The sequence below is a fragment of the Saccharibacillus brassicae genome (genome assembly GCF_006542275.1).
GTDB lineage: Bacteria > Bacillota > Bacilli > Paenibacillales > Paenibacillaceae > Saccharibacillus > Saccharibacillus brassicae.
Window position 1 is genome coordinate 5,287,764 of record NZ_CP041217.1, and the last position, 21,320, is coordinate 5,309,083.

The 21,320-nt window shown below is 58.7% G+C and carries 20 protein-coding genes; 4 read left to right on the forward strand and 16 right to left on the reverse strand.

Annotated elements, in window-relative coordinates:
• Positions 1 to 175: 175 nt before the first annotated feature.
• The 3 genes from FFV09_RS22070 to FFV09_RS22080 all read right to left on the reverse strand — a co-directional run bounded on the left by FFV09_RS22070 (position 176) and on the right by FFV09_RS22080 (position 4,263).
• The gene (locus FFV09_RS22070; protein WP_141449851.1) at positions 176 to 1,096 is read right to left on the reverse strand and encodes a class I SAM-dependent methyltransferase; all 921 of its coding nucleotides are present in this window, start codon (positions 1,094 to 1,096) and stop codon (positions 176 to 178) included.
• Positions 1,097 to 1,144: 48 nt separating this feature from the next.
• Positions 1,145 to 2,605, reverse strand: coding sequence for a DUF6892 domain-containing protein (locus tag FFV09_RS22075; RefSeq protein WP_141449852.1), 1,461 nt, complete (start codon positions 2,603 to 2,605; stop codon positions 1,145 to 1,147).
• Between the two features lie 122 nt (positions 2,606 to 2,727).
• Complete coding sequence (locus FFV09_RS22080) at positions 2,728 to 4,263, reverse strand: alpha-L-fucosidase (RefSeq protein WP_141449853.1); 1,536 nt, start codon at positions 4,261 to 4,263, stop codon at positions 2,728 to 2,730.
• Between the two features lie 168 nt (positions 4,264 to 4,431).
• Between FFV09_RS22080 and FFV09_RS22085 the strand changes: the two genes are divergently transcribed.
• Positions 4,432 to 5,844, forward strand: a complete 1,413-nt coding sequence (locus FFV09_RS22085; RefSeq protein ID WP_170315113.1) for a glycoside hydrolase — start codon at positions 4,432 to 4,434, stop codon at positions 5,842 to 5,844.
• A gap of 182 nt (positions 5,845 to 6,026) precedes the next feature.
• On the opposite strand, the gene FFV09_RS22090 is transcribed toward FFV09_RS22085, so the two are convergent.
• The 6 genes from FFV09_RS22090 to FFV09_RS22115 form a co-directional block, all read right to left on the reverse strand.
• Complete coding sequence (locus FFV09_RS22090) at positions 6,027 to 6,428, reverse strand: spore coat protein GerQ (protein ID WP_141449855.1); 402 nt, start codon at positions 6,426 to 6,428, stop codon at positions 6,027 to 6,029.
• Positions 6,429 to 6,698: 270 nt separating this feature from the next.
• Positions 6,699 to 7,445 (reverse strand): SDR family NAD(P)-dependent oxidoreductase, encoded by a 747-nt coding sequence (locus FFV09_RS22095; protein WP_141449856.1) that lies wholly within the window; start codon positions 7,443 to 7,445, stop codon positions 6,699 to 6,701.
• 222 nt (positions 7,446 to 7,667) lie between these two features.
• Entirely contained in the window at positions 7,668 to 7,850 is a 183-nt protein-coding gene (locus tag FFV09_RS22100) for a hypothetical protein (protein WP_141449857.1), read from the reverse strand.
• 161 nt (positions 7,851 to 8,011) lie between these two features.
• On the reverse strand, positions 8,012 to 9,301 hold the full coding sequence (locus tag FFV09_RS22105; RefSeq protein ID WP_141449858.1) for a beta propeller repeat protein: 1,290 nt from the start codon (positions 9,299 to 9,301) through the stop codon (positions 8,012 to 8,014).
• A gap of 114 nt (positions 9,302 to 9,415) precedes the next feature.
• Entirely contained in the window at positions 9,416 to 10,108 is a 693-nt protein-coding gene (locus tag FFV09_RS22110; protein ID WP_141449859.1) for an LrgB family protein, read from the reverse strand.
• The gene (locus FFV09_RS22115) at positions 10,089 to 10,454 is read right to left on the reverse strand and encodes a CidA/LrgA family protein (protein ID WP_170315114.1); all 366 of its coding nucleotides are present in this window, start codon (positions 10,452 to 10,454) and stop codon (positions 10,089 to 10,091) included. The genes FFV09_RS22110 and FFV09_RS22115 overlap by 20 nt, the downstream gene beginning before the upstream one ends.
• Before the next feature lie 210 nt (positions 10,455 to 10,664).
• Between FFV09_RS22115 and FFV09_RS22120 the strand changes: the two genes are divergently transcribed.
• Entirely contained in the window at positions 10,665 to 11,594 is a 930-nt protein-coding gene (locus FFV09_RS22120) for an L-lactate dehydrogenase (protein ID WP_141449861.1), read from the forward strand.
• Positions 11,595 to 11,734: 140 nt separating this feature from the next.
• Here FFV09_RS22120 and FFV09_RS22125 read toward each other — a convergent pair whose 3' ends face one another.
• The 4 genes from FFV09_RS22125 to FFV09_RS22140 all read right to left on the reverse strand — a co-directional run bounded on the left by FFV09_RS22125 (position 11,735) and on the right by FFV09_RS22140 (position 15,657).
• On the reverse strand, positions 11,735 to 12,853 hold the full coding sequence (locus tag FFV09_RS22125; RefSeq protein WP_141449862.1) for a hypothetical protein: 1,119 nt from the start codon (positions 12,851 to 12,853) through the stop codon (positions 11,735 to 11,737).
• A gap of 21 nt (positions 12,854 to 12,874) precedes the next feature.
• Positions 12,875 to 13,966, reverse strand: a complete 1,092-nt coding sequence (locus tag FFV09_RS22130; protein WP_141449863.1) for a DUF3900 domain-containing protein — start codon at positions 13,964 to 13,966, stop codon at positions 12,875 to 12,877.
• A 346-nt stretch (positions 13,967 to 14,312) separates the two neighbouring features.
• Positions 14,313 to 14,675 (reverse strand): hypothetical protein, encoded by a 363-nt coding sequence (locus tag FFV09_RS22135; protein ID WP_141449864.1) that lies wholly within the window; start codon positions 14,673 to 14,675, stop codon positions 14,313 to 14,315.
• A 31-nt stretch (positions 14,676 to 14,706) separates the two neighbouring features.
• Positions 14,707 to 15,657: a tyrosine-type recombinase/integrase gene (locus FFV09_RS22140; RefSeq protein WP_141449865.1), complete on the reverse strand. Its 951-nt coding sequence runs from the start codon at positions 15,655 to 15,657 to the stop codon at positions 14,707 to 14,709.
• Between the two features lie 259 nt (positions 15,658 to 15,916).
• Here FFV09_RS22140 and FFV09_RS22145 point away from each other — a divergent pair, with 259 nt between their 5' ends.
• Both FFV09_RS22145 and FFV09_RS22150 read left to right on the forward strand, forming a co-directional pair.
• Positions 15,917 to 17,179 (forward strand): outer membrane protein assembly factor BamB family protein, encoded by a 1,263-nt coding sequence (locus FFV09_RS22145; protein ID WP_170315115.1) that lies wholly within the window; start codon positions 15,917 to 15,919, stop codon positions 17,177 to 17,179.
• Positions 17,180 to 17,314: 135 nt separating this feature from the next.
• Positions 17,315 to 18,262: an alpha/beta hydrolase gene (locus FFV09_RS22150; RefSeq protein WP_141449867.1), complete on the forward strand. Its 948-nt coding sequence runs from the start codon at positions 17,315 to 17,317 to the stop codon at positions 18,260 to 18,262.
• Between the two features lie 63 nt (positions 18,263 to 18,325).
• Here the strand turns inward: FFV09_RS22150 and FFV09_RS22155 are convergent, their stop codons facing one another.
• From FFV09_RS22155 to FFV09_RS24585, 3 genes are all read right to left on the reverse strand, one after another.
• The gene (locus tag FFV09_RS22155; RefSeq protein WP_141449868.1) at positions 18,326 to 19,774 is read right to left on the reverse strand and encodes a DUF4179 domain-containing protein; all 1,449 of its coding nucleotides are present in this window, start codon (positions 19,772 to 19,774) and stop codon (positions 18,326 to 18,328) included.
• On the reverse strand, positions 19,771 to 20,328 hold the full coding sequence (locus FFV09_RS22160; RefSeq protein ID WP_141449869.1) for an RNA polymerase sigma factor: 558 nt from the start codon (positions 20,326 to 20,328) through the stop codon (positions 19,771 to 19,773). Before FFV09_RS22160 ends, FFV09_RS22155 begins: the two co-directional genes overlap by 4 nt.
• Positions 20,329 to 20,616: 288 nt before the next feature.
• Positions 20,617 to 21,282, reverse strand: a complete 666-nt coding sequence (locus tag FFV09_RS24585; protein WP_141449870.1) for a DUF1868 domain-containing protein — start codon at positions 21,280 to 21,282, stop codon at positions 20,617 to 20,619.
• Between the last annotated feature and the right edge of the window lie 38 nt (positions 21,283 to 21,320).

The following is a 21,320-nucleotide window of genomic DNA, read 5'->3' on the forward strand; positions in this document are numbered from 1 at the left end:
ATTTCGTTCACTCCGTTTCTTTTTTAGCTATAACTATCATTATAAGTGCAAGTTATCCGCAGCAAAATAGGAATCAACGCTTAAAAAAGCCAAAAAACCGCCTTAAAAGCGGTTTAGGGCCGATCTGCTCGCCTCATTCTCACCTGTGTCGTTCGCGGCGCCTTCCTGCACGCTTTTACGACAGTTTGTCTGAATATTTATGCGAAATTAAGGTAAATGTTTTGGGAATGCCTTTGTCGAAGCTGTCTCCCGACAGATTCGGTTCTTCGGTCAGGCTCGACACGATCAGTCCGCTCTGCGCGGCCGCCGTGACGATTTCGCCCAGATTCCATTTGCGCAGCCGCACTTTGGCGGTCTCGCCTTCCGCATATTTGGCAAAAGAAGCATCCTGTTCTTCCAGCGTCGAGTCGAAATAATCGCCGTCCACTTTGTGCTTGCGAATCTTTGCCGTCGTGCCCCGGGACGAGATCAGCTTGGTCGAGACCGGGTGGAAATCGCGCAGCACGAAGCGTCCGCCCGGCGCGAGCAGCGTATGGGCAAGGTTCATGAACGGCGCAAGGTCGGTGAAGTAATGCAAAATGCCCATCTCCGCGACCACGACGTCGAACGTGCCGGCCAAATCCGTCGTGTCGAGCTTCAGCACGTCGGAGACGAGATACGCAAGCGGCACTCCGGCGGACGCTGCCAGTTCGAGCGCGTACCGGCGGTTGCCCGGCGAGAAGTCGGCCACGGTGACGGAAGCGCCGAGCAGCGCGAGCGCGACCGCTTTGCTGCCGTTCGAGCCCATCAGGTTCATGATCCGCAGGCCTGCCGGATCGCCGATCGTCTCGCCCAGCACCGACAGCGACTTGAGCGGCTGCCGGGCAATCCGCCCGGCGGCTTCTTCGGGCGTTCCGAACCGCTGCACCCACGCTTCGTAAGTCTCCCGATTCCACGCTTCTTCGTTAAAAGGATTCGACGCCGCCGCCTTCGTCGCCTCTTCTCCCTCTCCGCTGGCGCGATCGGAATCCGGATTGCGTTCTTGGCCGTCGCCTTGGCCGTGTTCCCGGTCTTCGCCCGGATGGCGGTCCTGCTTAGGGTTCTCTTCGTTGTTCATGAATCCGCACGTCCTCTCCTTCAACATCGGTCCCAGTCGGCCGATATTCTATTCCTGTATCAAAATGAGCCCGCGTTCGATCGCCGGCGACGGATCGGCCTTGAGCAGGCCGATTGCCTGCAACACGCGCAGATTGGGCAGATGGCACAGATCTTCGAGCGAATGCACGTCGAAATATCCGTCTTCCCCGCTGCCGAACGGCACGATCTGGTGGTGCACCTGCTGCCCGCCGGCAACGACCAACTTGGTCACGTGGGCGAGATCCTGCTCCGTCAGAACGAGCCGTTCGAAATATTCCCGGATTTCGGGAATCGGGCGGTCGCCTTCCGCCGCAATCGAAATTTCGCGCAGCGCGTATTCCTGCACGAATACGCCGATATCGAAGCGGGGCTGCAGCACCTGCTGCTTGTACATCAATTCTTCGATCACCGACAGCTTGAAGTTGAAATCGCGGAACTGTACCCCGCCTTCGCCGCTTGGCATCGTATCGGCCGCGATGCGGGCCACGACCCGGTTGGCTTCCCGAAGCGTCTGCGCCGCTTGGCGTTCGAGGTCGGTCTGCCGGTTCTGCCCGGCGACAAGGTCCAGCACCAGACGGCGATCCGGCGAACGCGCAATCTGGAGCAGCGGCTGCCGAAGCAGCGGATAATAGACGAACGTGTCGATAAACTCGTCGAACTGCGCGTCCGTCCACGCCGGCATGCGCTGCGCGAGAATGTCGAGCACCGGCCCGATGCCCCGTTCCAGAGCCGGCGCGCCTTCTCCCATGAACGCTTTTGCCAGGCCGAGATACGCTTTGCCTTTGCGTTCTTTGGGAAGTTCCAGCTTCATGTAAAAGTCGATCAGTTCGGCAAGTTCGACCATGTAACGGTCATGATAGCCGAGCAGGTAGACATGCAAGGGACTGCAGGCCGGATAAAAAGCGCGGATCAGCTCCGGCAGCAGCCCGGCCGCTTCGCTGCGCAGATCGTCGTCGTCCATGTAATGCGGATGGTTAAAATAAATTTCGAACACCGCTGCTGCGGCGCGCGAAAGCCCCTGACGAACAGGAGCGTCGGGCGCAAGCGCCGCCGCCTGCCCGACCCACCGGCCAAGCAAAGACAGCACGCGTCCGTGGTTGAGGCGCAGTTCGCCCCGCAGCGCGTACGAACTTTCCAGCGAAGCTTTGCGCAGCGCAAACAATTCGGCCAGTTTGGCCGTTTTGCGCGCCGATTCGGGCTCGCAGAACGTTTCTTTTTCCAATACGGCCAGCATCTTATCGTAGAACCAGACGCGTTCCTCGGCGGTTAGCAGAACGAACATCGACCAGGCTTCGTTGATCTGTTCGTCCACGCGTTTTTGGGCTTCTTCCTCAAGCTCGAAATCGTCCACCCATTCAAAAGAAGCTTCGATCAGCTCGCGTCCTTCCGGTTCGGGCACAAAGCCCTGAAGCCGGGTCAACAACCGCTGCGAAAGTTCGAAAGGCTCCTCGTCGGGGTCGGTCCGAAGCAGGTCTTGGAGCTTGGTCATCGTAGTTCCTCCCCGTGCATGTATGCCTCGCTTAACAATTTCCGTTCTTATATAGTAGCATTTTGTTCACGCGTTGCACCAGTCCGGCTTTTTAAGTTATCGAATCGCCGTTATTTCCACCGTCATTCGTTTGCCTCAAGCGAGTGCGCTTGAACGTGCGACAGCGTGGGGAATTCCCGATAGCCGGTGAAGACGACGCGAAGCTTCGCGGTAAGCACCGGAGCGAACCGGACGATGCGGCGATAGCCGACGACGCTTCCCTGCGCGACCGTCACCCAGGTTCCCGCAGGTCGCTCTTCGTCGCGTGCCGCCCCTTCCGCGAGATCCGGTTCGGTCTCCGTCCACGCCCGGATCTCGAACTGTTCGATCCGCTGCCCGGCCGGCAGATGTTCGCCGAGCGATACCGCGTCGATCGACTTCGCGTGCGGCAGCGACCATTCGACCCACGGCTCTGCCTCCCCGGCGGCCGGCTTCCATGGGAAAATCCCGCTGCCGGCTGCGCGGGCGGACGCATCTACGGCCGCACCGGCGGATAACGGCGACAGATCCGCCACCGCCGCCGGCAGCCCGTCTTCCGCGCCGGCGCGGCCGGAGACGGCAAACGCGGCGCCGCGCATGAGCGAGTCGTCTTGGAGCCGGGCAATCCGCTCTCCCAGCCCAAGCAGCGCAGCCCGGTCCGGCGCTGCGATCTCGCCCCGCGCATTCGGCGGGACGTTCAGCAGGAACGTCGCGTTGCCGCCCACCGCGTTCACGTAAATCCGGAACAGTTCGTCGGCGCCGCGCACCCGGTCGTCTTCCTCCGCATGATAGAACCAGCCCGGGCGGATCGACGTATTGACTTCCGCCGGATACCAGACCCAGTCTCCGTCGTACGCGGCGATCGCCTGCCGGCTGCCCAGATCCGCTTCCATCGACTCGAAAGATCGCGAGAAAGCGCCGTCGTCGGCCTGCTGCGACTTCTCCGCCGTCTTCTCGGCGTCCCGCAGCGGGGCCGGCACGACGCTCCATTCTTCGGCGCGCGTCTCGCCCGCTTCGTTGCCGACCCAGCGGATATCCGGCCCGCAGACGCTGATGACGCAGTCCGGCTGAAGCCGCCGCACCGTGTCGTAGTAGCGGTCCCAATCGTACTGCTGACGCCTGCCGCTCGGTCCTTCGCCGTTCGCTCCGTCGAGCCAGACGCAGGCGACCTCGCCGTAGCCGGTCAGCAGTTCTTCAAGCTGGTTCACGTAGAAGTCGTCGTACGGCGCGCCTTCCCCGTAGCGGCTCTCCGTGCGGTCCCACGGCGACAGGTAGACGCCGAACTTCAAGCCGCGGCGCCGGCAGGCGTCCGAGACTTCGCGCACGAGATCGCCCCGGCCGCCCTTCCACGGCGCGTTCGCTACCGTATGCGCCGAATGGCGGCTCGGCCACAGGCAGAATCCGTCGTGATGCTTGCAGGTCAGAATGACCGCGCGCATGCCGGAAGCTTGGAGCAGCGCCGCCCATTCGTCCGCGTTCAGCCGATCGGGATCGAACAGCGCCGGATCTTCATGCCCTTCTCCCCATTCCCGCCCGGTCATCGTGTTCATGCCGAAATGGATGAATCCGTAAAATTCGAGCCGCTGCCAGTTCAACTGCCGCGGCGAAGGTGCGATTTGCGCGATTTCGTGCAGGTTCATGGGGTTCACGACCTTTCCGTTTTTTTCATGAAGACTTCCTTATTTGGCTTTCTGTTCGATTCGGGGGCCGGGCGCATAATCCTGCACACTGTCCGAAAATTTTCGTTTTGTATCCGCTTACTTGAAGGTATACTAAGGCTGAACGAGACGCTTGAAGGAGGGATTCGGGTGGAAAAGGAAATCATTCCGATCACGGTCGACCTGTCCGCGGAGCAGCAGACTTTCGAAGGTTGGGGGACGTCCCTCGCCTGGTGGGCCAACGTCGTCGGCGGCTGGAGTACAGAGCGCCGCACGGAAATCGTGGAGAAGCTGTACGACGCGGAAAAAGGGCTGGGCCTCAACATCGCGCGCTACAACATCGGCGGCACGAAGGACGAGCACGATCCGTACCTGCATTACGGCAAAGCGATTTTGTCGTATCAAAACGAAGACCGGTCGTGGGACTGGTCGCGCGACGCCCGCCAGCGCTCCGTAGCGCAGCAGATCCGGGAGATCGCGGAGCAGCCGATTTTCGAAGCTTTTTCCAACAGCCCGCCCTGGTGGATGACCTGTTCCTACGATCCGCATGCCGAAGACGGCGCGGACGGGTGCACGACGGGCGGCCTCGACGGAACCGGCAATTTGCGCGTCGGAAGCGAAACGGAATTCGCCGATTATCTGACGGAGACGGTCAAGCATTTCCGCGACGAATGGGGCGTTGTTTTCCGCACGCTGGCGCCTTTTAACGAACCGGTCGCCGATTGGTGGAAGTATCGGATCGCCCGGCAGGAAGGCGCCCATATCGGTCCGGAGCAGCAGCAGACGGTCATCCGGGCCGTACATGCCGCGCTTGCGGCGAAAGGCTTGACGGAGACGGCGATCAGCGCTTCCGACGAATCGCTCGTGCGGATGGCGCTGGAGACGTGGCAGGATTTCGCGCCTGAGGTCAAAGAGTATGTGGCGCAGGTCAATACGCACACGTACCCCGATCCCGAACACGATCCCCTTCCGCTCAGGGACGCGGTGTCCGCCGACGGCAAAAGGCTGTGGATGTCGGAAGTCGGCTACGAGAACGGGCAGCATCCGACCGTCGATCCGCAGTCGATGGACGGCGTAATGCCGCTTGCGCGCGGCATCGCGCGCGACTTGAACGACATGCGGGCCGAAGCGTGGGTCTACTGGCAGGCCGTCGAGAGCGACGTCAGCACGTGGGGTCTGATCTTTGCTCCGTTCGAGCACAACGAATCGGAAGATTACGCCCTGTACAAGCAGTATTACGCGCTCGGCAATTACAGCCGGTTTATTCGTCCGGGCAGCGTGATCCTGCGCAGCGGCGGCGCCGGTTCGGTCGCGGCGTTCGATCCTTCCCGGCGGCGCCTGGTCCTTGTCACGCTGAACGACAGCGACACGGAATCGGTGCATTACCGGTACCGGATCGAAGGCCGGGACTTCGCGGCTTCCGCTTCGCCGATCGTCGTCCGCGCCTACCGGACGACGGCGGACGAGAATCTGGCGCAGCTGGACCCTCTCCACGGAGACGGGGACGGATTTGTCGCCGAAGCGATTCCCGGCTCGGTGACGACTTACGTCATCGATCTCTAACCTCCAAGTCGAACTCTCGAAAAACGTTGGAACTTCTAAAAGTCGAAACTTCTAAAATCGAAACGTCAAAAAGACCTTTTCCGTACGCCTATGCGTCAGAAAAGGTCTTTTACCTGTTGGCATTCATGGAAGGAAACCCCGATTTCTCCGGAACAAGGACGAATGCTTCGTCCTCTGTCGGATTATTGGCCTGCAAAGAAAGCTTCGTTGCCGGAATAGAAATAGCCCGTCGTGTCGCTGAAGACGACATAATCGATGCTGCTGAGCGTGACGACCATGCGTTGGCCGAAGTCCGCGCTCAGGACGATGTGGTCGCTGCCTGCCGCTTCGAGCCGCCCTTGAATCGAAGTCGAAGTCACTCCCGCTCCGGCATTTGTGCCCGGTACGATGTAGAAAGTGCCTGTGCGGCCCAGATTGTTCTGCAGCGTGGCCATCACATTCGGTTGATCGTAATTGGTCTGCGGAATGGAGGCGTCAATCATCGGTGCGCCCGATCTCGCCACGGGGTTCCGGAATCCCGCTCCGCTTCTGCCTGTCATGCCGCTGCTAATCCGGTAGGTCACCGGCGAATATAAGTATTCCATCTCAATTCCTCCTCGTGTTTTGCGCGGATGTCCGCGAAGTAGATAAAGCCGCGTTCACGTCCGACCGTCCGTACATGCAACTTGGGAGAAGGCAAAATTGCGATTAGAGTGTAGTCAGATGCTCCGTATTCTTCCTATTACCCGGATATGGACCCTTCAAACCTTATTTTTACATCTTGCATGACAAAAAATCGACCAAAGCTTGCTTGATGTCAAAAAAGCGGACAGCGCATGATACGCTGTCCGCTTCTTTTCGACAATAATCGTCTTCTATTCCGCGTAAATCATTTTTCGTGTCATGCCGCCGTCCAGCACCAGTTCGGTTCCTGTCAGGAATGTGTTGTTCGGATGCGTCAGATACAGGCAGGCGCGGGCTACGTCATCCGGCGTGCCTACGCGGCCGGCCGGGTGCTGCTTGTGGTCTTCTTCGCGCAGTTGATCATATTCTTTGGTCTCGATCCAGCCGGGACTCACGCAGTTGACCCGGATGCCGTCGTCGCCGAGCGAAATCGCGAGCGAATGCGTGAGCGCCAGAATCGCGCCTTTGGAAGCGGCATACGCTTCGAAGTTCGGTTCGGACATATGGGCACGTGTCGAGCACAGATTGACGACGGACCCTTTGCCGTGCTTGCGCATATGCAGCGCCGCTTCCCGCGTCGCGAGAAACGTTCCGCGTACGTTCGTATTCAGCACGTCGTCCCATTCTTTGACCGTCAGTTCGTACGGCGATTTCCAGATGCCGAATCCGGCGTTGTTGATCAGAATATCGATCTGCCCGAACGCTTCGATCGTCTCGCGCATCAGATGCGTAATGTCCGCTTCCTGCGAGACGTCGCACGGCACGAAGATCGCTTCTCCGCCTTCGCTACGGATCTCGGCGGCTGCGGCCGCTCCTTCGGGTTCCTGCGTATCGGCAAGCACGACCCGTGCTCCTTTTTCCGCGTAACTCTTGGCAACGGCGCGTCCGATTCCTTGGGCGGCGCCGGTTACGATCACCGTCATCGATTCAAAGTCCATGTCGCTGTCAGCTCCTTTTCTTTTCACCGTATTATTAACCAAACGGCCGGCCGGCGCAAACGCCGCAAGGCAGGGAGCTTCCGTCCGCACACGGCAAAAAGTCCTCCGCGGGATAGGGGCGAAAGACTTTTGATCCGGAAGACCGTACTCTTTTTAATTGTGAATACATTCACTTAATACACCGCGCTTCGCTGCGTTTTGCAGGTGTTGGAGCGTTCGAAGTTAAGCGTAGTACAGGTTCAGCAGCGCGTGGGTCTCGGCCGGTTCCGTTTCTTGTTCGTTCAGCAGACCTTGTTCCGTCCAGCAGGCCAGGCATTGTTCTTCGGTATCGCAGAGGTGGGCGTCCTGGCAGTTGTAGCAGAGCGTCAAATAGTTGCGGGTCATTTGTTGGGTTGCGGTGGTCATGTGGATCACTCCTCGTTGGTTTTTGTTTGTGTACATTCTTTATATTTAAAAAATAACACATTTTCCGACGTACGTATGTGATTTATTTCACATAAATAAAAGAAAATGAAAAACGCCCTCTTGTTCGAGAGCGTCTTGTCGATGTTCCTGCCGGGTGCCGGTCAGATCACGTTCCACGTCACGCCACCGTCCAGCGTCTGCATAAGCAGCGAACGGCGAAGTTTGGTTTTGCCGATCAGGATCCAGCCTACCTTGTCCGTCACGAACTCCACCTGGAAAATCTCCGGGTACTTGTCCATGTTCTCCCGAAGCTTCTTGCTCTGCGGCAGCGCCTTCCAGTTCTTGCCGCCGTTTGTCGTGCGGTACACGAGCGGTCCGCGCACCATCCATCCGTTCATCCGGTCGAGAAAGATCGGCGCGATCTGGAAATTGAGCGCTTCCTGCGCCGGCACGTCGAACGGAACAGGCTTCCAGCCCGTGCCTCCGTTCTGGGTGAAGGCTCCGCTGTACTGCACCGTGTCGCGCTGCTTGCAGCCGATCGGTACCCACGAACCCGAACCGTTCTTGTAAGCCTGCGGCTTGCCGTTCAGGTAGGCATCGCATTCGCCGATCGTCTTCTCGCCGGCGAAGAAGGAAGACGATTTGACCCAGTTGCGCCCCCCGTCCGTCGTCCGGTAGACCGAAGGCTTCCCGAGTTCGAGCAGGGTCGCGTAGCCGCTGCCGTCGGACTCGAAGCGCATGCCCGACAGATAGCCGATTTCCGGCAGCGGATTGGACGATCCGCCCGGCTGCGAGCCGCTCGCCGTGCGCATGACCGGCGTCCAGCTCTCTCCCCCGTCCAGCGTGCGGTACAGCGTCTTGTCTTCTCTTCCTGCGGCGTCGGACGTCTTGGTCGTCATCAGCCAGCCTTTTTCGTTATCGGTAAAAGAAAACGCGGCCGGCAGCTCGTCCGTTCGCCCGAGCGTGGACAGCGCCCAGTTCTCTCCGCGATCCGCCGTACGCAGCACCAGCGTCTCTTCGGACAGTCCCGAGCTGCGTACGATCCAGCCGTGCGCCGTGTCGGTGAAAAACACTTCCTTGCCGTATTCGGGCACCGTCGAGAACGCGATCTGTTCCGACGGCGACAGCGGCACCCAGTTCTTGCCGTTGTTGCCGGTCAGATAGACGCGCAGGGCGCTGCGGGTCAAGCCCCAGGCCATGCCCGTCTTGCCGTTGAACAGATGCATCTCGGTGAGGCGCGTCTGGACGACGTATTGTTCATATTCGTTCGCGCTGCCGCCCTCTTCGGGTTCGACAAGCGTGATTTCCTGACCTCCGCCGCCATCGTCGGTCGGTTGATCCTGTACCGCCGGTTGGGATACCGCGTCCTCCTTGGAGGTGTCTTCGCTGCATCCGGCCAGCACGATCAGCATGGCAAGCAGGGGCAGCAGCACCCTTCTTCCGATACGCATCGCGGCCGCCCCCTTTGATTCCGAAGTAAAGGCGCTTGAAGCGCCCGTAAATCCTGTAACCGCGCAATTCCTTCGTCATTATAGCATAAAAGATACCGAGCGTCTCCGCGGCGCTCAGCCCTGCCCGAGCCAGATATAGATCGGCACGAACAGCAGCGAAGTGACGATGCCGGACAGCCCCATCGCCAGCGCGCCGAAGCTGCCCGCCGTCTCCGACTCCTGCAAGCTTCGCGCCGTTCCGAAACCGTGCGCGGCGCTGCCCATCGCCAGCCCGAAATAGACAGGATCGCGCAGCCCGGCCCGGCGCAGGAAAGCCGGACCGAGCACGCCGCCCAGCACGCCCGTCACGACGCTGAACATGACCGACAGCTCCGGCGTGCCCCCGAGCGCACGCGAGATTTCAATGCCGATCGGCGAACTGACCGATTTCGGCAAAATGCTCAGCAGCACCTCGCGCGAGCCATGCGTGATGTACACGAGCAGGCCGGCGCTGACGATCCCGGTCACCGATCCCGCCAACACGGACAGCAGCACCGCGGCCATCCGCTGCCGGATCAGCGCCCGGTGCTTGTAGATCGGCACGCCCAGCGCGACCGTGGCCGGACCGAGCAGCGCGGTCAACAGATCGACTTCGCCCTGGAAGTCGGCGATCGGGAACCGCAGCAGCGCCAGCACGGCCAGGATGATCGCGCTGCTGCCCAGAATCGGGTGCAGCCACGGCAGCCGGGCATGCACGCCCCGGGCAATCGCGTAGGCGCCGATCGTCAATGTCAGGCCGAAGAGAGGATCATGCAGAAAATGATTCATGGTCCGCCTCCTCTTCTTGGGGCGACGCTTTGCGGGCGACGATGCCCGTTACCCACAGGACGGCGAACGTGCTGCCGACGACGCCGACCACGATCGAGAACGCGCTTGCGCCGAGCAAAGGAAACAGCGCCGCGGCGCCGATCACGTAAGGGATAAAAAACAGCAGCAGATGGCTCGTCAGCAGGCGCGCCGATTGTTCCACCCATTCCAGCTTGACGACTCTGCCGAATAACGCGGCCAAAAACAGCAGCAGCCCGATGACATTGCCCGGCAGCGGCAGATGCAGTCCTTCGTGCAGCAGGACGCCGGTCAGGCTGAATCCGAGCAGGATTGCGAACCCGCGCATAATCATTCAACCTCTTTTCCAACCGAAAACGTTTCGGATATTTGGGCAAACCCTTTTGAATTATAGCAAAAATCGACAATGTTCGCGAAAAGAGTTTTGGGCCAATTTCGTGACAGGTGGCTTTTTACCGTGTAGACTGGTTAAAAGTTAAGAGGATCTCTTTATGCTTCCTCTCATCTCACTAAATTAAAGAATTGGAGTGAATTGGACATGACAACTTCATCCACGCGTTCCCGCCGTGTCGTCGTGATTGGCACGGGCGACGTGGGAGCCACGACAGCCTACACGCTTCTGCTTAGGCAGCGGATGACCGAGCTGGTTCTGATCGACGTTAACAAGGAGCTTGCCCTGGGGCAGGCGCTCGACATGAATCACGGGCTGCCGTTCGTCGGCGGCGTCAAAGTCTGGGCCGGCGACTATTCCGACTGCAAAGACGCGGCCGTCGTCATCATCGCGGCCGGCGCGGCGCAGCGTCCGGGCGAGAACCGGATCGATCTGCTCAACCGCAACGCGGGCATCTTCGACCAGATCATCGGCAATATCGTCAAATACAACGATAACGGCATCATTCTCGTCGCGACGAATCCGGTCGATATTCTCTCGTACGTCTCGTACAAGAAAAGCGGCTGGCCGGCTCACCGCGTCATCGGTTCGGGCACGCTGCTCGACAGCGCGCGCTTCCGCTACCTGATCGGCAAGCAGAAGAACCTGGACCCGCGCAGCATTCACGCCCATATTATCGGCGAGCACGGCGATTCGGAACTTCCGGTCTGGAGCATGGCGAACGTCGCCGGCGCGGATCTCAACTTGTCGACCGGTGATCAGGACCAGATCTTCGACAACACGAAGAATGCCGCCTACGAGATCATCAACGCCAAAGGCTCGACGTACTACGCGATCGCGCTGGCGCTTGACCGGATCGTGACGGCGATTTTGCAAAACGAAAGCTCCGTGCTGAACGTCTCGACGCTGCTGGACAACTACCACGGCATCTCCGACGTCTACCTCGGCCTCCCGTGCGTCGTCGACGCTTCCGGCGTGCGCGAGCATCTGGAAATCCCGATGAACGACAAGGAACTGGAACTGCTCAACGCTTCGGCGAACAAGCTCAAATCGGAAATTGCCAAGGTCAATCTGTAAACCGTTTTCGGAAAGGGGCCGGCACGTCTGCTACCGATCAAAAGCCCGGCTCTTCTTAATCCCGTCCGCCGGGACGCCGAGGTCCGCTATCCATGACCGAAAAACCCGATTCTCCTTATGGAGAATCGGGTTTTTCGACGTTACAAGCGAACCGGTTCGGCCCGCAGCAGTTCGCCGGACACGGCTTCGCACACGAATTCGCTCTCTTCGACCCACATCAGCGAAGCCTGCTTGATGTCGCCGGTGCCGGTGCCCGTGCCGCCGTCGCCGAGCGCGTAATACGGCAGAACCCGAATCTGCCCCCGCAGCTTGTTCCACGCTTCGGCCGGGGACAGCCGCGGCTTGGCGAACACTTCGGCGAACCGTTCGCTGCGGACGCGGCGAAAATGCAGTTCGTCCGAAGCGGCGGATAACCGTCCGGTCCGTCGCTCGACGTACAGGTCGAGGCAGGCGCCGAGCACGGGCAGCCCGTTCACGAGCCGATACAGGCGGACATGCACGAATCCGCCGGCCAGCGGACGGAACGACGAGCGTTCCCGCCCCGCGAGAAAAGCCCAGCGGTACGCCCGCGGCCGGGCGCCGCGCAGCAAATAATCGAGCACGGCCGCGCGCACGCGCCGCATCTCGTCGCGCTCAAGCGGCAGCGGCTGTTCCGGCCGCCGCGAATCCGCGGGCGGAATCGACGCCTGCGGCGGCCGGATCGGCGCCGCGGGACTGCGCTTCGGCGGGGCCGATCCCCGCAGGTCGATCCATTCCCACGGGCCGAGCCGTTCGCTCTGCCCGATCCGCTGCCCGGTCCGGTCGTAGGCGCGCGGCGGGAACAGATAGAACGGCCGGACACCCGAAGCATCCAGCGAATAGGCGCCGCGCAGGCACGAAGCTTCTTCGGGCGGCCCGATCGGCTCCGGCGGCGGACCGGCGGCCGCGTCCGGGTCGTCGAACCGGCAGGGCGCCCAATCCGTCTGCAGGTCGCGGAACTCGCCGGAGACCGCGATCCGCAGAAACAGGCGCGGTCCGCGGTAAAAAGGAATGCCGCCCCGCTGCCGGGCATACTCCAGCAGCATCTCGTCGTTGTCGAGCTCCAGCGCCCGGACCGGCATCAGTTCGTCCGGCTCGATATCCGGCCGGACGCGCGCGATCGCTTCGAGCGCAATCGCCGCGTAATGCGATTTTTCCCGTTCGGACAAAAAGCGTACGCCTCCGCCCGACATTTCGGTGCGAACTCCCGATAGCGGGTCGCGGCTGCCGCGCGTGCTCAAAGGCGTCTCCTCCTCCGGATGTTAGTAAGGCAGACCGTCGCCGGGCTCGTCCCTGCGTTCGAGCAGACGCTTGGCCACCGCCTCGAAATCGTCGGGCTGAAGCAGTTCGATCGGCGAATGGCCTTTGTCGAACGTAAACGATTCCCCTTCCAGAATGACCGCGTAACGGCCGTTCAGGCGCGTGATATGCACGCCGTAGCCGAAATCGGCCAGCAGGCCTTTGATCTGCGTATTGCCAAGCTTGAAGCGCACTTCGATGTCCGGCTGGAACTCGGTAATCCGTTCCACCGTCTCCATGACCTGCTCCGGTTCCCATTTGCCCTGAATGTCCCGCTTGTCGCTTGCGGTCCACAATTCCAGGTCGTGCTCCTCGCGCTGGCGTTCTTCGCTCGTCTCGTCGGGCCATTTCTCTTCGACGTAAGTCTGCACGAATTCCATGACGCGTTCGTTCACGATCTCCGGCATGGACTGCTCGTAGACGACAAATTTCAGGAAGTCTTCGAAGTAGCGGGCATGCGAAGGCTGGTGGATCTTCAGCTCCCATTCTTCGGTCATGCCCGCTTCCGGCATATGCGGATACATGATCGACTTGATGCTTTTGGTGCTGATCGCCATTTCGACTTCGTCGATCAGGTTCTGCTCGTCCGAGATACGCGCGATCTTGTTCTCGAAATCGCATTTCATGACAAAAATGAACGGATCGTCGGAATGCGTCGTCATTTTGGCCCGGGTGAGGACCAGCGCGCCGCCCCGTACCGAACCGGTATCCAGATAATTGCGCACCAGATCGTCGCAGGCGTTTTTGAAATCTTCTTTGCCGTCCGCGGTTCGCATCCGGTTGAGCATGTTGAAGTTCGGATTGCTGTCCAGTTCGTAGCCCGGCTCCACAATAAACGTGCCGATTTTGGTCGGCGCCTGCTCGGTCAGCGGATTTTTCTCCACTTTTCGTTTGGCGATGCGGGAAAATTCGCTATCCAAAAACTTTTTGACCGGACTGTCTTCGTAATCGTAGTCGTCCAGGGTCTGATAATGTTTGTACCCTCGCGCTCCCTGGCCTTCGCGGCCTTCCACCTGGATGACGAAGAAAGATAAATACTCGATATCGAAACGCATTTCTGTTTAGACCCCTTTTGCTGCCGACCCGCCTGTGCGGAATCGGCCAGCCTGGATTGGCTGCCGCGCCTGCCGGAAGATGCTGCCCGATCCGGCGGCGAACGGCCCGTCTGCCTACGATAGCATGCCCGGAGCAAATGAACAATCGGAATCGGCCGGGAAAATGCGCTGTTTTCGCCGAATATCACGCTTACTCCGGGCCAGGCGGCCCACCTTTTTTTTCGTCAAAAAAAACGCGGCCCGCCATGTTCGGCGCAACCGCGTTATGCTGCATAAGGTCGGACTGTTCGGAAGGTACGGCCGCCCGTTCTTCAGGCGTACGCGCTCCGAATACCTGCCGCCCGTGTTACTTGCCCTGGCGCTGCTGCATAAATTCCAGCCCTTTTTGCAGCAGTTCCTGCATCGAGCCGAACTTCGTATTGGCATTGACCTTTTCGTCCAGTTCCTGCGGAGGCACGTTTTGCAGATCGTTGGCGTTCGTGCCGCCGATCCCGAATTTTTGCAGCATTTCGGCCGCGGATTTGAACGGCGTATGCTGCTGCAAAAATTCGGAGTTCAGCAGTTGGTCGAGCGGAAGCTTCTGCAGCAGCTCGCCGAGCGGAAGTTTGTTCAGCATCTCCGACAATCCGCCCAGACCGCCCGCGCCCTGGCCTCCGCTTCCCTGCAGTTTGCCCAGCATGTCTCCGAGTCCTCCAAGATTGAATCCCATAATAATAGCCTCCTCTTATAGTTCGTACTTGTTACGAACCTTTACCCGGATTCGGCGGCAGCTTAACATCGAGCCGGCTCATCGCTTCTTCCTTCTCGCGATTTGTCACGTGCGTATACACGGTCGTCGTCTGGATCGAGGCATGGCCGAGCATCTCCTGCACCGTGCGCAGATCCGCGCCGCGGCGCAGCAGCATGGTCGCGAACGAATGGCGCAGCTTGTGGCTGGAATACGGGATACGCTGGTTCGGCTCCAGATCCTGCTGGAAACGGTCGAATGTGTCGGCGGCCAGCTGCTGGATCGCGCGGATCGACATCCGGCGCCCTTTTTGCGAGACAAAAAGGGCTTCCTCGCGTTCCGTCCACGGCGAGAGGCGCTGCGCGATCGCTTCTTCCAGCATTCCGCCGACCGCTTCGGGCACGGGCAGCGTCCGCCATTTGCGCCCTTTGCCGAACACCTGGAGCGTCCGCCGCTCGGCGTTGTAATGGGACACGTTCAGCGCATGCACTTCGCCGACCCGCAGTCCCATATAAGCCATGAGCAGGAAAATCGCCAGATTGCGCCCGCGGTATTTGCCTTCGACCGCTTCGAGAAATTCCGCGATCTGCCGCTCGTCCATATAGACGGGAGCCCGGTTCGTTTCCGTTTTCGCTTTTTTGATGCCGAACGCCGGGTTCTGATCGAGCAGCTCCAGCTCGATCAGCGCTTTGAAAAAGCACTGCACCGCGGCATGTTTCCGGTTGCGCGTCGCGTCTCCCGCTCCTTCGCGCCGCGCGTTGGACAGGAACGACATGACATGGATTTTTTTTACCGTGTCCAGCTCCCGTTCCTTCAACGCAATCAGAAAATGCCGGACGTCGCTGAGGTAGTTTTTTTGCGTATAGTCGGTATAGCCCGCGTCCTGCATCCAGATGAGGAAAGCTTCCAAATACTCGGCATAGCTCTCGCACGCTTCGTCGTCGGGAATACGTATGGTCGTCATGTGCAATTCGCTCCGTTCTCTGAATCAAAGTCTGTTTACCGCTGTTTCTTCTATTATACAAGCAATGCGTGCGGGGATGCGACGGAAGTCGGCCGCAAGTTTAATTCGGAACTCAAGCAACGATCTCTGCCTGTGAAGCGTTCATGCTAATAGATGTATATAAATGGGATTTGTTGGAGCTTGATAGCGGATAAAAAAATAGATTATTTTAACTAGTGACATATTAATTATTATGTAAACTATGAAAGGAGAACCGCTCATGAATATTTCGCAAAAAGTCATTTGGGGACTGCTCGCTTCCGCGCTGCTTATTCCGGGGCAGGCCGTGCCGATCGAGCTCGGCTTGTCTTCCGGCGGCGCCGCATCGACTCCGGTCGGGGAGCCTAAGCCTTCTGTCCCTTTGGAAACCGGCGATCCCGTCCGGACGCTTCGCCCCGTCTGGACCGCCGCCGTCGATTTCGATGCCGAAGATCCGGAGTCGTCTTTTGGAGCGCAAACGTCCGAAGGGTTGATTTATTCCGTCTCGCAGGGACGGATACGCGCTGTCGAGGCGTCCAATGGCCGTCTCCGGTGGACGTCCGCCCACAAGACGATCTGCAATCCGGCGATCGGCAGCGGCATGCTGTCCTATATGGACGAGGCGGGCCGTATTGTGCGGCTGGAAGCTTCGACCGGCAACATACTGTCTATCATCAAGGCCGACGGCCTTCCCCCTGCGGGCCGGGTCCGTCTGTCGATCGCAGCCGGTCAAGTGTATGCCGCCGACGCCGAGCACTTCCGCGTCTATGCAGGGCGGACAGGACGGCTGGTCTGGAAAATCCCCGCCCGACCGGACACCTCGTATCCGAAACTGCAAGGCGTCCATAACGGCGTGGCGATCGTGTCCGTCGAGACGAGCGGCGCAATTCTGGCGACCCGATACGAAGGGTACGATGTCGCCTCCGGTCGGCGTGTGTGGGAATTGATCGGCAGTCATGGCGATCTGCTCGCTGTTCGCAAAGGGCATTTCTATGCCCGCAGCCTCCTGCCGGGTACCGAACGGTACGACGGTTCCGCCGTCATCGACCAAGTGGATATTCGCAGCGGCAAACTATTGTCTTCGCTGGAATACCGTTCCGCTGCGATCTCAACGCCCGCGATCGCGGGTCAGATACTGATCGGGAACGATCGGCTGTATGCGATCGTCTCCGGCCTCTCCGGCCCGGGTCAGCCGACAGGTCAAGGCGCGATCGGCCGTTTCGAGTTGGGGCAGCCCGAAACGCCGGTTCCGCTTCTCGAATACGGGAACGGCCGATCGCCTGTCAGGCTGGACCTGATCGGTTCCCAAGCCTATGCGGCGCAGGCGAACGGGAACGTCTACTTGATCGATCTTCGGTCTTCCCGTACCTTAGGCGTTGTCGAGACCAGCAGCTCCACGTTCGGGCCGGTGCTGTCGGCAGGCGGGATGACCCTCATCCAGGCGGAAGGGAAACTGATCGCGGTCGAACGCCCTGAAATGAACGGGTATGTTTCACAAAATTAAATTTTGTGGTATATAGTCGAAGTGGGCCTCACCCGGAATACATAGCGATCGCCCACCTGTTACGGGATATGAGTTTTCCTAAGTTTCTCCCAATTTGCGAAGGTGCCAAACGGTACCGAAAGGAGCCCGATTTCCATGACCGATGCCAAAAAGCCCGTGCTTGAACCTGCCGCTCAGCAGTTTGCCGACGACAACGCGAAGCCTCCTTTCTTGTCCGACCTCGGACCGGAAAAAGGCCGTGAGACCGTAGACGAAGTGCAAGCCGGCGACGTGTACAAACCGGATGTCGAGCTTGAAGACAAAAGCATTCCCGGCGGTCCAAAAGGCGAGGTGTCGATCCGCGTCCTGCGTCCGAAAGGCTCGACCGGCCCGCTTCCCGTGCTGCTCTATATCCACGGAGCCGGTTGGGTGTTCGGCAACGCGCATACGCATGACCGCTTGATCCGCGAACTTGCGGTCGGCGCGGAAGTGGCGGTCGTCTTCCCGAATTACAGCCTGTCCCCGGAAAATAAATACCCGGTCGCGATCGAAGAGATCTACGCGGTGCTGGAATGGATCTCCGCGCAGGGAGAAGCCGAAGGCTTCGACACGTCGAAGCTGTACGTGGGCGGCGACAGCGTCGGCGGCAACATGACCGCGGCGATCACGCTGATGACCAAAGAACGCGGCGGCCCGGCGATTGCCAAGCAGCTGCTGTTCTATCCGGTCACGGACGCTTCGTTCGAGACGGAATCGTACAACCAGTTCGCGGAAGGCTACTTCCTGATGAAGGACGGCATGAAATGGTTCTGGGATCAGTACACGACCGATCCGGACGAACGCAACCAGATCACGGCCTCCCCGCTGCGCGCCACGACCGAGCAGCTGCAAGGTCTGCCGGAAGCGCTTGTCATTACCGGCGAAGCCGACGTGCTGCGCGACGAAGGCGAAGCGTACGCCAACAAGCTGCGCGAAGCCGGCGTTCCGGTCACGGCCGCCCGCTTCCAGGGCATCATCCACGACTTCGTGATGCTGAACACGCTCGCGGAGACGAATGCCAAGAAGGGCGCCATGCTGCTGGCGAACGCCTGGTTGAAAGGCTGATCCTTTCTCGCCTATACACAGTAAAAAGAGCCGCTCGATCAGAGCGGCTCTTTTATTTGCGTTTTACTCTGATGCAGCGGGGATCGCTTTTGGGCGCCCCGGTATGGCTTTGTCCCATTCGAGCGGAATTTCGACAGATTCAAACTTCGGCTGTTTCGAAGTTGTGGCCGCAAACCCGGTGAGTTCGTCCGGGTCCATCGGTGGGAAGATTGCTTCGAATAAAAGCTCGTTTTTGGATATACGCTGCGGATTGTAATAAGCGACGTAGTCGCCATCCGTTTTTGAAGAATTGAAATATGGAAACCATGTCTGTACGTTGAGATCGCTGTATTTCAATTGTACAACCGTTCGTTCCTTCTGGAAATCGATATTCGTCAGCGTCATCGTTTCTCCGTCGAAGCCGGTCAGTGTGATCGGTGTTTTACCTTCAAAAGGCTGGGTAGCGGTGCCTGTATTCGTATCGTCCATCGTTTGGGATTCGAAGATATGAAGTTTGAGCGAAGAAGGCTTGGGATTGGTAGGTACAAAAGGATCAAGCACCTCCACCCATTGTACGCTTCCTTCTTCAAAATCGTCTCCCGTCATCCACTGCTGATAGAAACGGGTATCGACATCGTCGTAATACATAATACCTTTCGTGGAAATCTGGCCCGTAGCTTTCTGAGCCATCCGAATCAGGTTGAAAGTCGGGCCGGAGGAAACCTCGGTCAAAGTAAATGCATTTCCTTCATAAGTGAAAGAGGTTCCCGGATAAAAGGTTGAAGTCAGCTTATCCGTTTTGGCCGAAGATAGAGGGATCTTGGCTTCCCACTTTCCGTTTTTCGTAGCAAGCCGGCTGACTTTCAGGTCTACGCTGAGGGCTGTCGGCCCGTTATATGATTTAAACATGTAGGTAAGGGTACCTGCGAATCGATGACTGCCCAAAAAGGTCTTCGAACGGGTAGAACTCTGATCCCATTCTTTGCCGTCCGCAGAAGTCTTCAATTTATAGTCGAATGAAGCATTTTTCTCGTTCAAGTCCGCACCGCCGCTTTGATCGTCGACCACATAATCGATCATGACCCGACCACCATCATAGTATGCTTTAACCAGTGTCAGCGTGACGTCCTGATCTTTCAATACGATATTCAACGGAGTCGACAGTTTTTCGATTTGTTCATCTACCACGCGTCTACCCGTAGTCGGTGCATAAATATCGCGCAGTTCCCGGAATTTTATGTCCGACACGTCTGAAACGGCAGGCATCGGCTTGGAGGAGTCGAGCAGCCGAATACCGAAGATGGCTGCCGCCGCAAGCAGCAGAACCGCGACAACCGCAAACACTCTCCTGAATCGACTGCCTGATCCGGATTCTTTGACTTGTCTCATTTGTTTAAGTTCTCCTTCCCAGACGGACTCAAACGAGAGATCAGTTGTTAGGTTCGCAATCGTTCCGGAACCTTCATGCTTCAAACGCTGCGCCAGTTCCTGTTTCTGAATATCGTGTTCGACCGTTCTGTTGTCGCGGATCATCGCAGTTCCTCCTTGCTCTTGACATAGCCGGGCATACCATAATCCAGCAGATCCGGGTTTACTCTCAACTTCGCAAGTCCTGCCGCCAGTCTCGATTTGCACGTGCCGAGCGGGATGTCGAGCGTCTCCGCGGCTTCCTTGAGCGGAATTTCCGCATAATAATGCAGCAGAATCACTTCGCGGCTCTTGCGCGGCAGTCGGCCGACGGCATGCCACAGTTCCAGCTGCCGTTCGTTCAGCAGCGCGACCGCTTCGGCTGTCCGTTCCGCCGCTCGGTCCGGTACCTGCCCGAACAACGTCTGCCATTTCAATTTGCGGTAATGGCTGCGCGCCAGGTTCACGGAAATACGCGCCAGCCAGGGCCGAACCGCTGCGTCGTCTGCCGCTTCGCCGCGATACTGATCGTATTTGCGGAAAGCGCGGATAAACGTCTCCTGGGTCAGATCGTCCGCGAGCGCTTTGGATTTGGTCAGCGCCAGCAAAATGCCGAATACCGCTTTCGAATGCCGCTCGAACAGCCGCCTGGCCTCTTCCGAGCTTAACGCCTCGTTCATAGTGTCCCCTCCTTTTGTCTGACCCGTATACGCTTTGAATCGGGATCGAGTTCGCTTTTTCAAAAAAATGATTTTGCGAGCCGTTAGTTTACCGTAATATTATTATGTAACTAAAATTCAAAAAGTCCGCTGTCCGATTACCGGAAGCAGACTTTTCGCGTTCAACGTCATGGACCCGAACTCACCCGAACGTTACGAAACCCATAGCCTTTTTGGCCGCCAGCAGCGTTTGACCTGCCTCTTCCGCCGCCCGCCGGGCTCCGCGTTTCAATATTTCCAACGTTCCGTTTACGTCTTACTTCTCGTTCGCAGATCCGTATCATAATGCAGCATATCATTGAAAATAGCAAAAACCGGCTCCGTCATTTCGAATACAATCTCTTCGCGTCGGAGAAAATCCGTATATTCGCCGCTTATCCGCTGTGCGGTCGCTTCCTGCTGCGCGTCAAGTGCGGCAAGCCGATACGAAAAGGTCAGATGAAACGAATAATGATCGTGATCTTCGTGTCGAAGGCCCGCTGCCTGCGCCAACTGCTCGCGGTAAAGCGCGATACGCCGCGCATCGGACTCGGCAGCCGGTTCCAGCCGGATATTGCAATCTTCGCAGGCGTAAGCGCGCATCATGATCGGCCCCGGCTGGGTCGTCCGCTCGAAGGCCGATTGCAAATAGCGATCGACTTCGGCAAAAGAGGCATCCGGCGGCAAAAGCGCGGGCCACCTGGGCGTACCGCGATCAATCTCGCGGCAGAGTTTCAATACGGTCACGTGAAACGATTCATAGGGCAAAAAAGCATAACAGTTTGCAAGGCCGGAAGAGCGGAATCGTTGGCTCACTTCTTTGGCCAGCCGATATACGGCAAACCGGTCTTCGCGAATGAAGCTAATGACCGTATTGCCCGGATAAGGCTTGGCTTGCCCGTCGGGATCGAACTTGAGGCTTGTTTCGTGTGGCATGCATACATCCTCCTCGCTCCGGAAAAAGTTTCGGATTG

Bases quoted from the DNA above. Each gene is read 5' to 3' on its own strand.
- FFV09_RS22075 (WP_141449852.1), bottom strand. From the start codon at position 2,605: ATGACCAAGCTCCAAGACCTGCTTCGGACCGACCCCGACGAGGAGCCT.
- FFV09_RS24585 (WP_141449870.1), bottom strand. From the start codon at position 21,282: ATGCCACACGAAACAAGCCTCAAGTTCGATCCCGACGGGCAAGCCAAG.
- FFV09_RS22115 (WP_170315114.1), bottom strand. From the start codon at position 10,454: ATGCGCGGGTTCGCAATCCTGCTCGGATTCAGCCTGACCGGCGTCCTG.
- FFV09_RS22080 (WP_141449853.1), bottom strand. From the start codon at position 4,263: ATGAACCTGCACGAAATCGCGCAAATCGCACCTTCGCCGCGGCAGTTG.
- FFV09_RS22100 (WP_141449857.1), bottom strand. From the start codon at position 7,850: ATGACCACCGCAACCCAACAAATGACCCGCAACTATTTGACGCTCTGC.
- FFV09_RS22110 (WP_141449859.1), bottom strand. From the start codon at position 10,108: ATGAATCATTTTCTGCATGATCCTCTCTTCGGCCTGACATTGACGATC.
- FFV09_RS22145 (WP_170315115.1), top strand. From the start codon at position 15,917: ATGAATATTTCGCAAAAAGTCATTTGGGGACTGCTCGCTTCCGCGCTG.
- FFV09_RS22070 (WP_141449851.1), bottom strand. From the start codon at position 1,096: ATGAACAACGAAGAGAACCCTAAGCAGGACCGCCATCCGGGCGAAGAC.
- FFV09_RS22120 (WP_141449861.1), top strand. From the start codon at position 10,665: ATGACAACTTCATCCACGCGTTCCCGCCGTGTCGTCGTGATTGGCACG.
- FFV09_RS22095 (WP_141449856.1), bottom strand. From the start codon at position 7,445: ATGGACTTTGAATCGATGACGGTGATCGTAACCGGCGCCGCCCAAGGA.
- FFV09_RS22105 (WP_141449858.1), bottom strand. From the start codon at position 9,301: ATGCGTATCGGAAGAAGGGTGCTGCTGCCCCTGCTTGCCATGCTGATC.
- FFV09_RS22130 (WP_141449863.1), bottom strand. From the start codon at position 13,966: ATGCGTTTCGATATCGAGTATTTATCTTTCTTCGTCATCCAGGTGGAA.
- FFV09_RS22140 (WP_141449865.1), bottom strand. From the start codon at position 15,657: ATGACGACCATACGTATTCCCGACGACGAAGCGTGCGAGAGCTATGCC.
- FFV09_RS22160 (WP_141449869.1), bottom strand. From the start codon at position 20,328: ATGAACGAGGCGTTAAGCTCGGAAGAGGCCAGGCGGCTGTTCGAGCGG.
- FFV09_RS22090 (WP_141449855.1), bottom strand. From the start codon at position 6,428: ATGGAATACTTATATTCGCCGGTGACCTACCGGATTAGCAGCGGCATG.
- FFV09_RS22155 (WP_141449868.1), bottom strand. From the start codon at position 19,774: ATGATCCGCGACAACAGAACGGTCGAACACGATATTCAGAAACAGGAA.
- FFV09_RS22135 (WP_141449864.1), bottom strand. From the start codon at position 14,675: ATGGGATTCAATCTTGGAGGACTCGGAGACATGCTGGGCAAACTGCAG.
- FFV09_RS22150 (WP_141449867.1), top strand. From the start codon at position 17,315: ATGACCGATGCCAAAAAGCCCGTGCTTGAACCTGCCGCTCAGCAGTTT.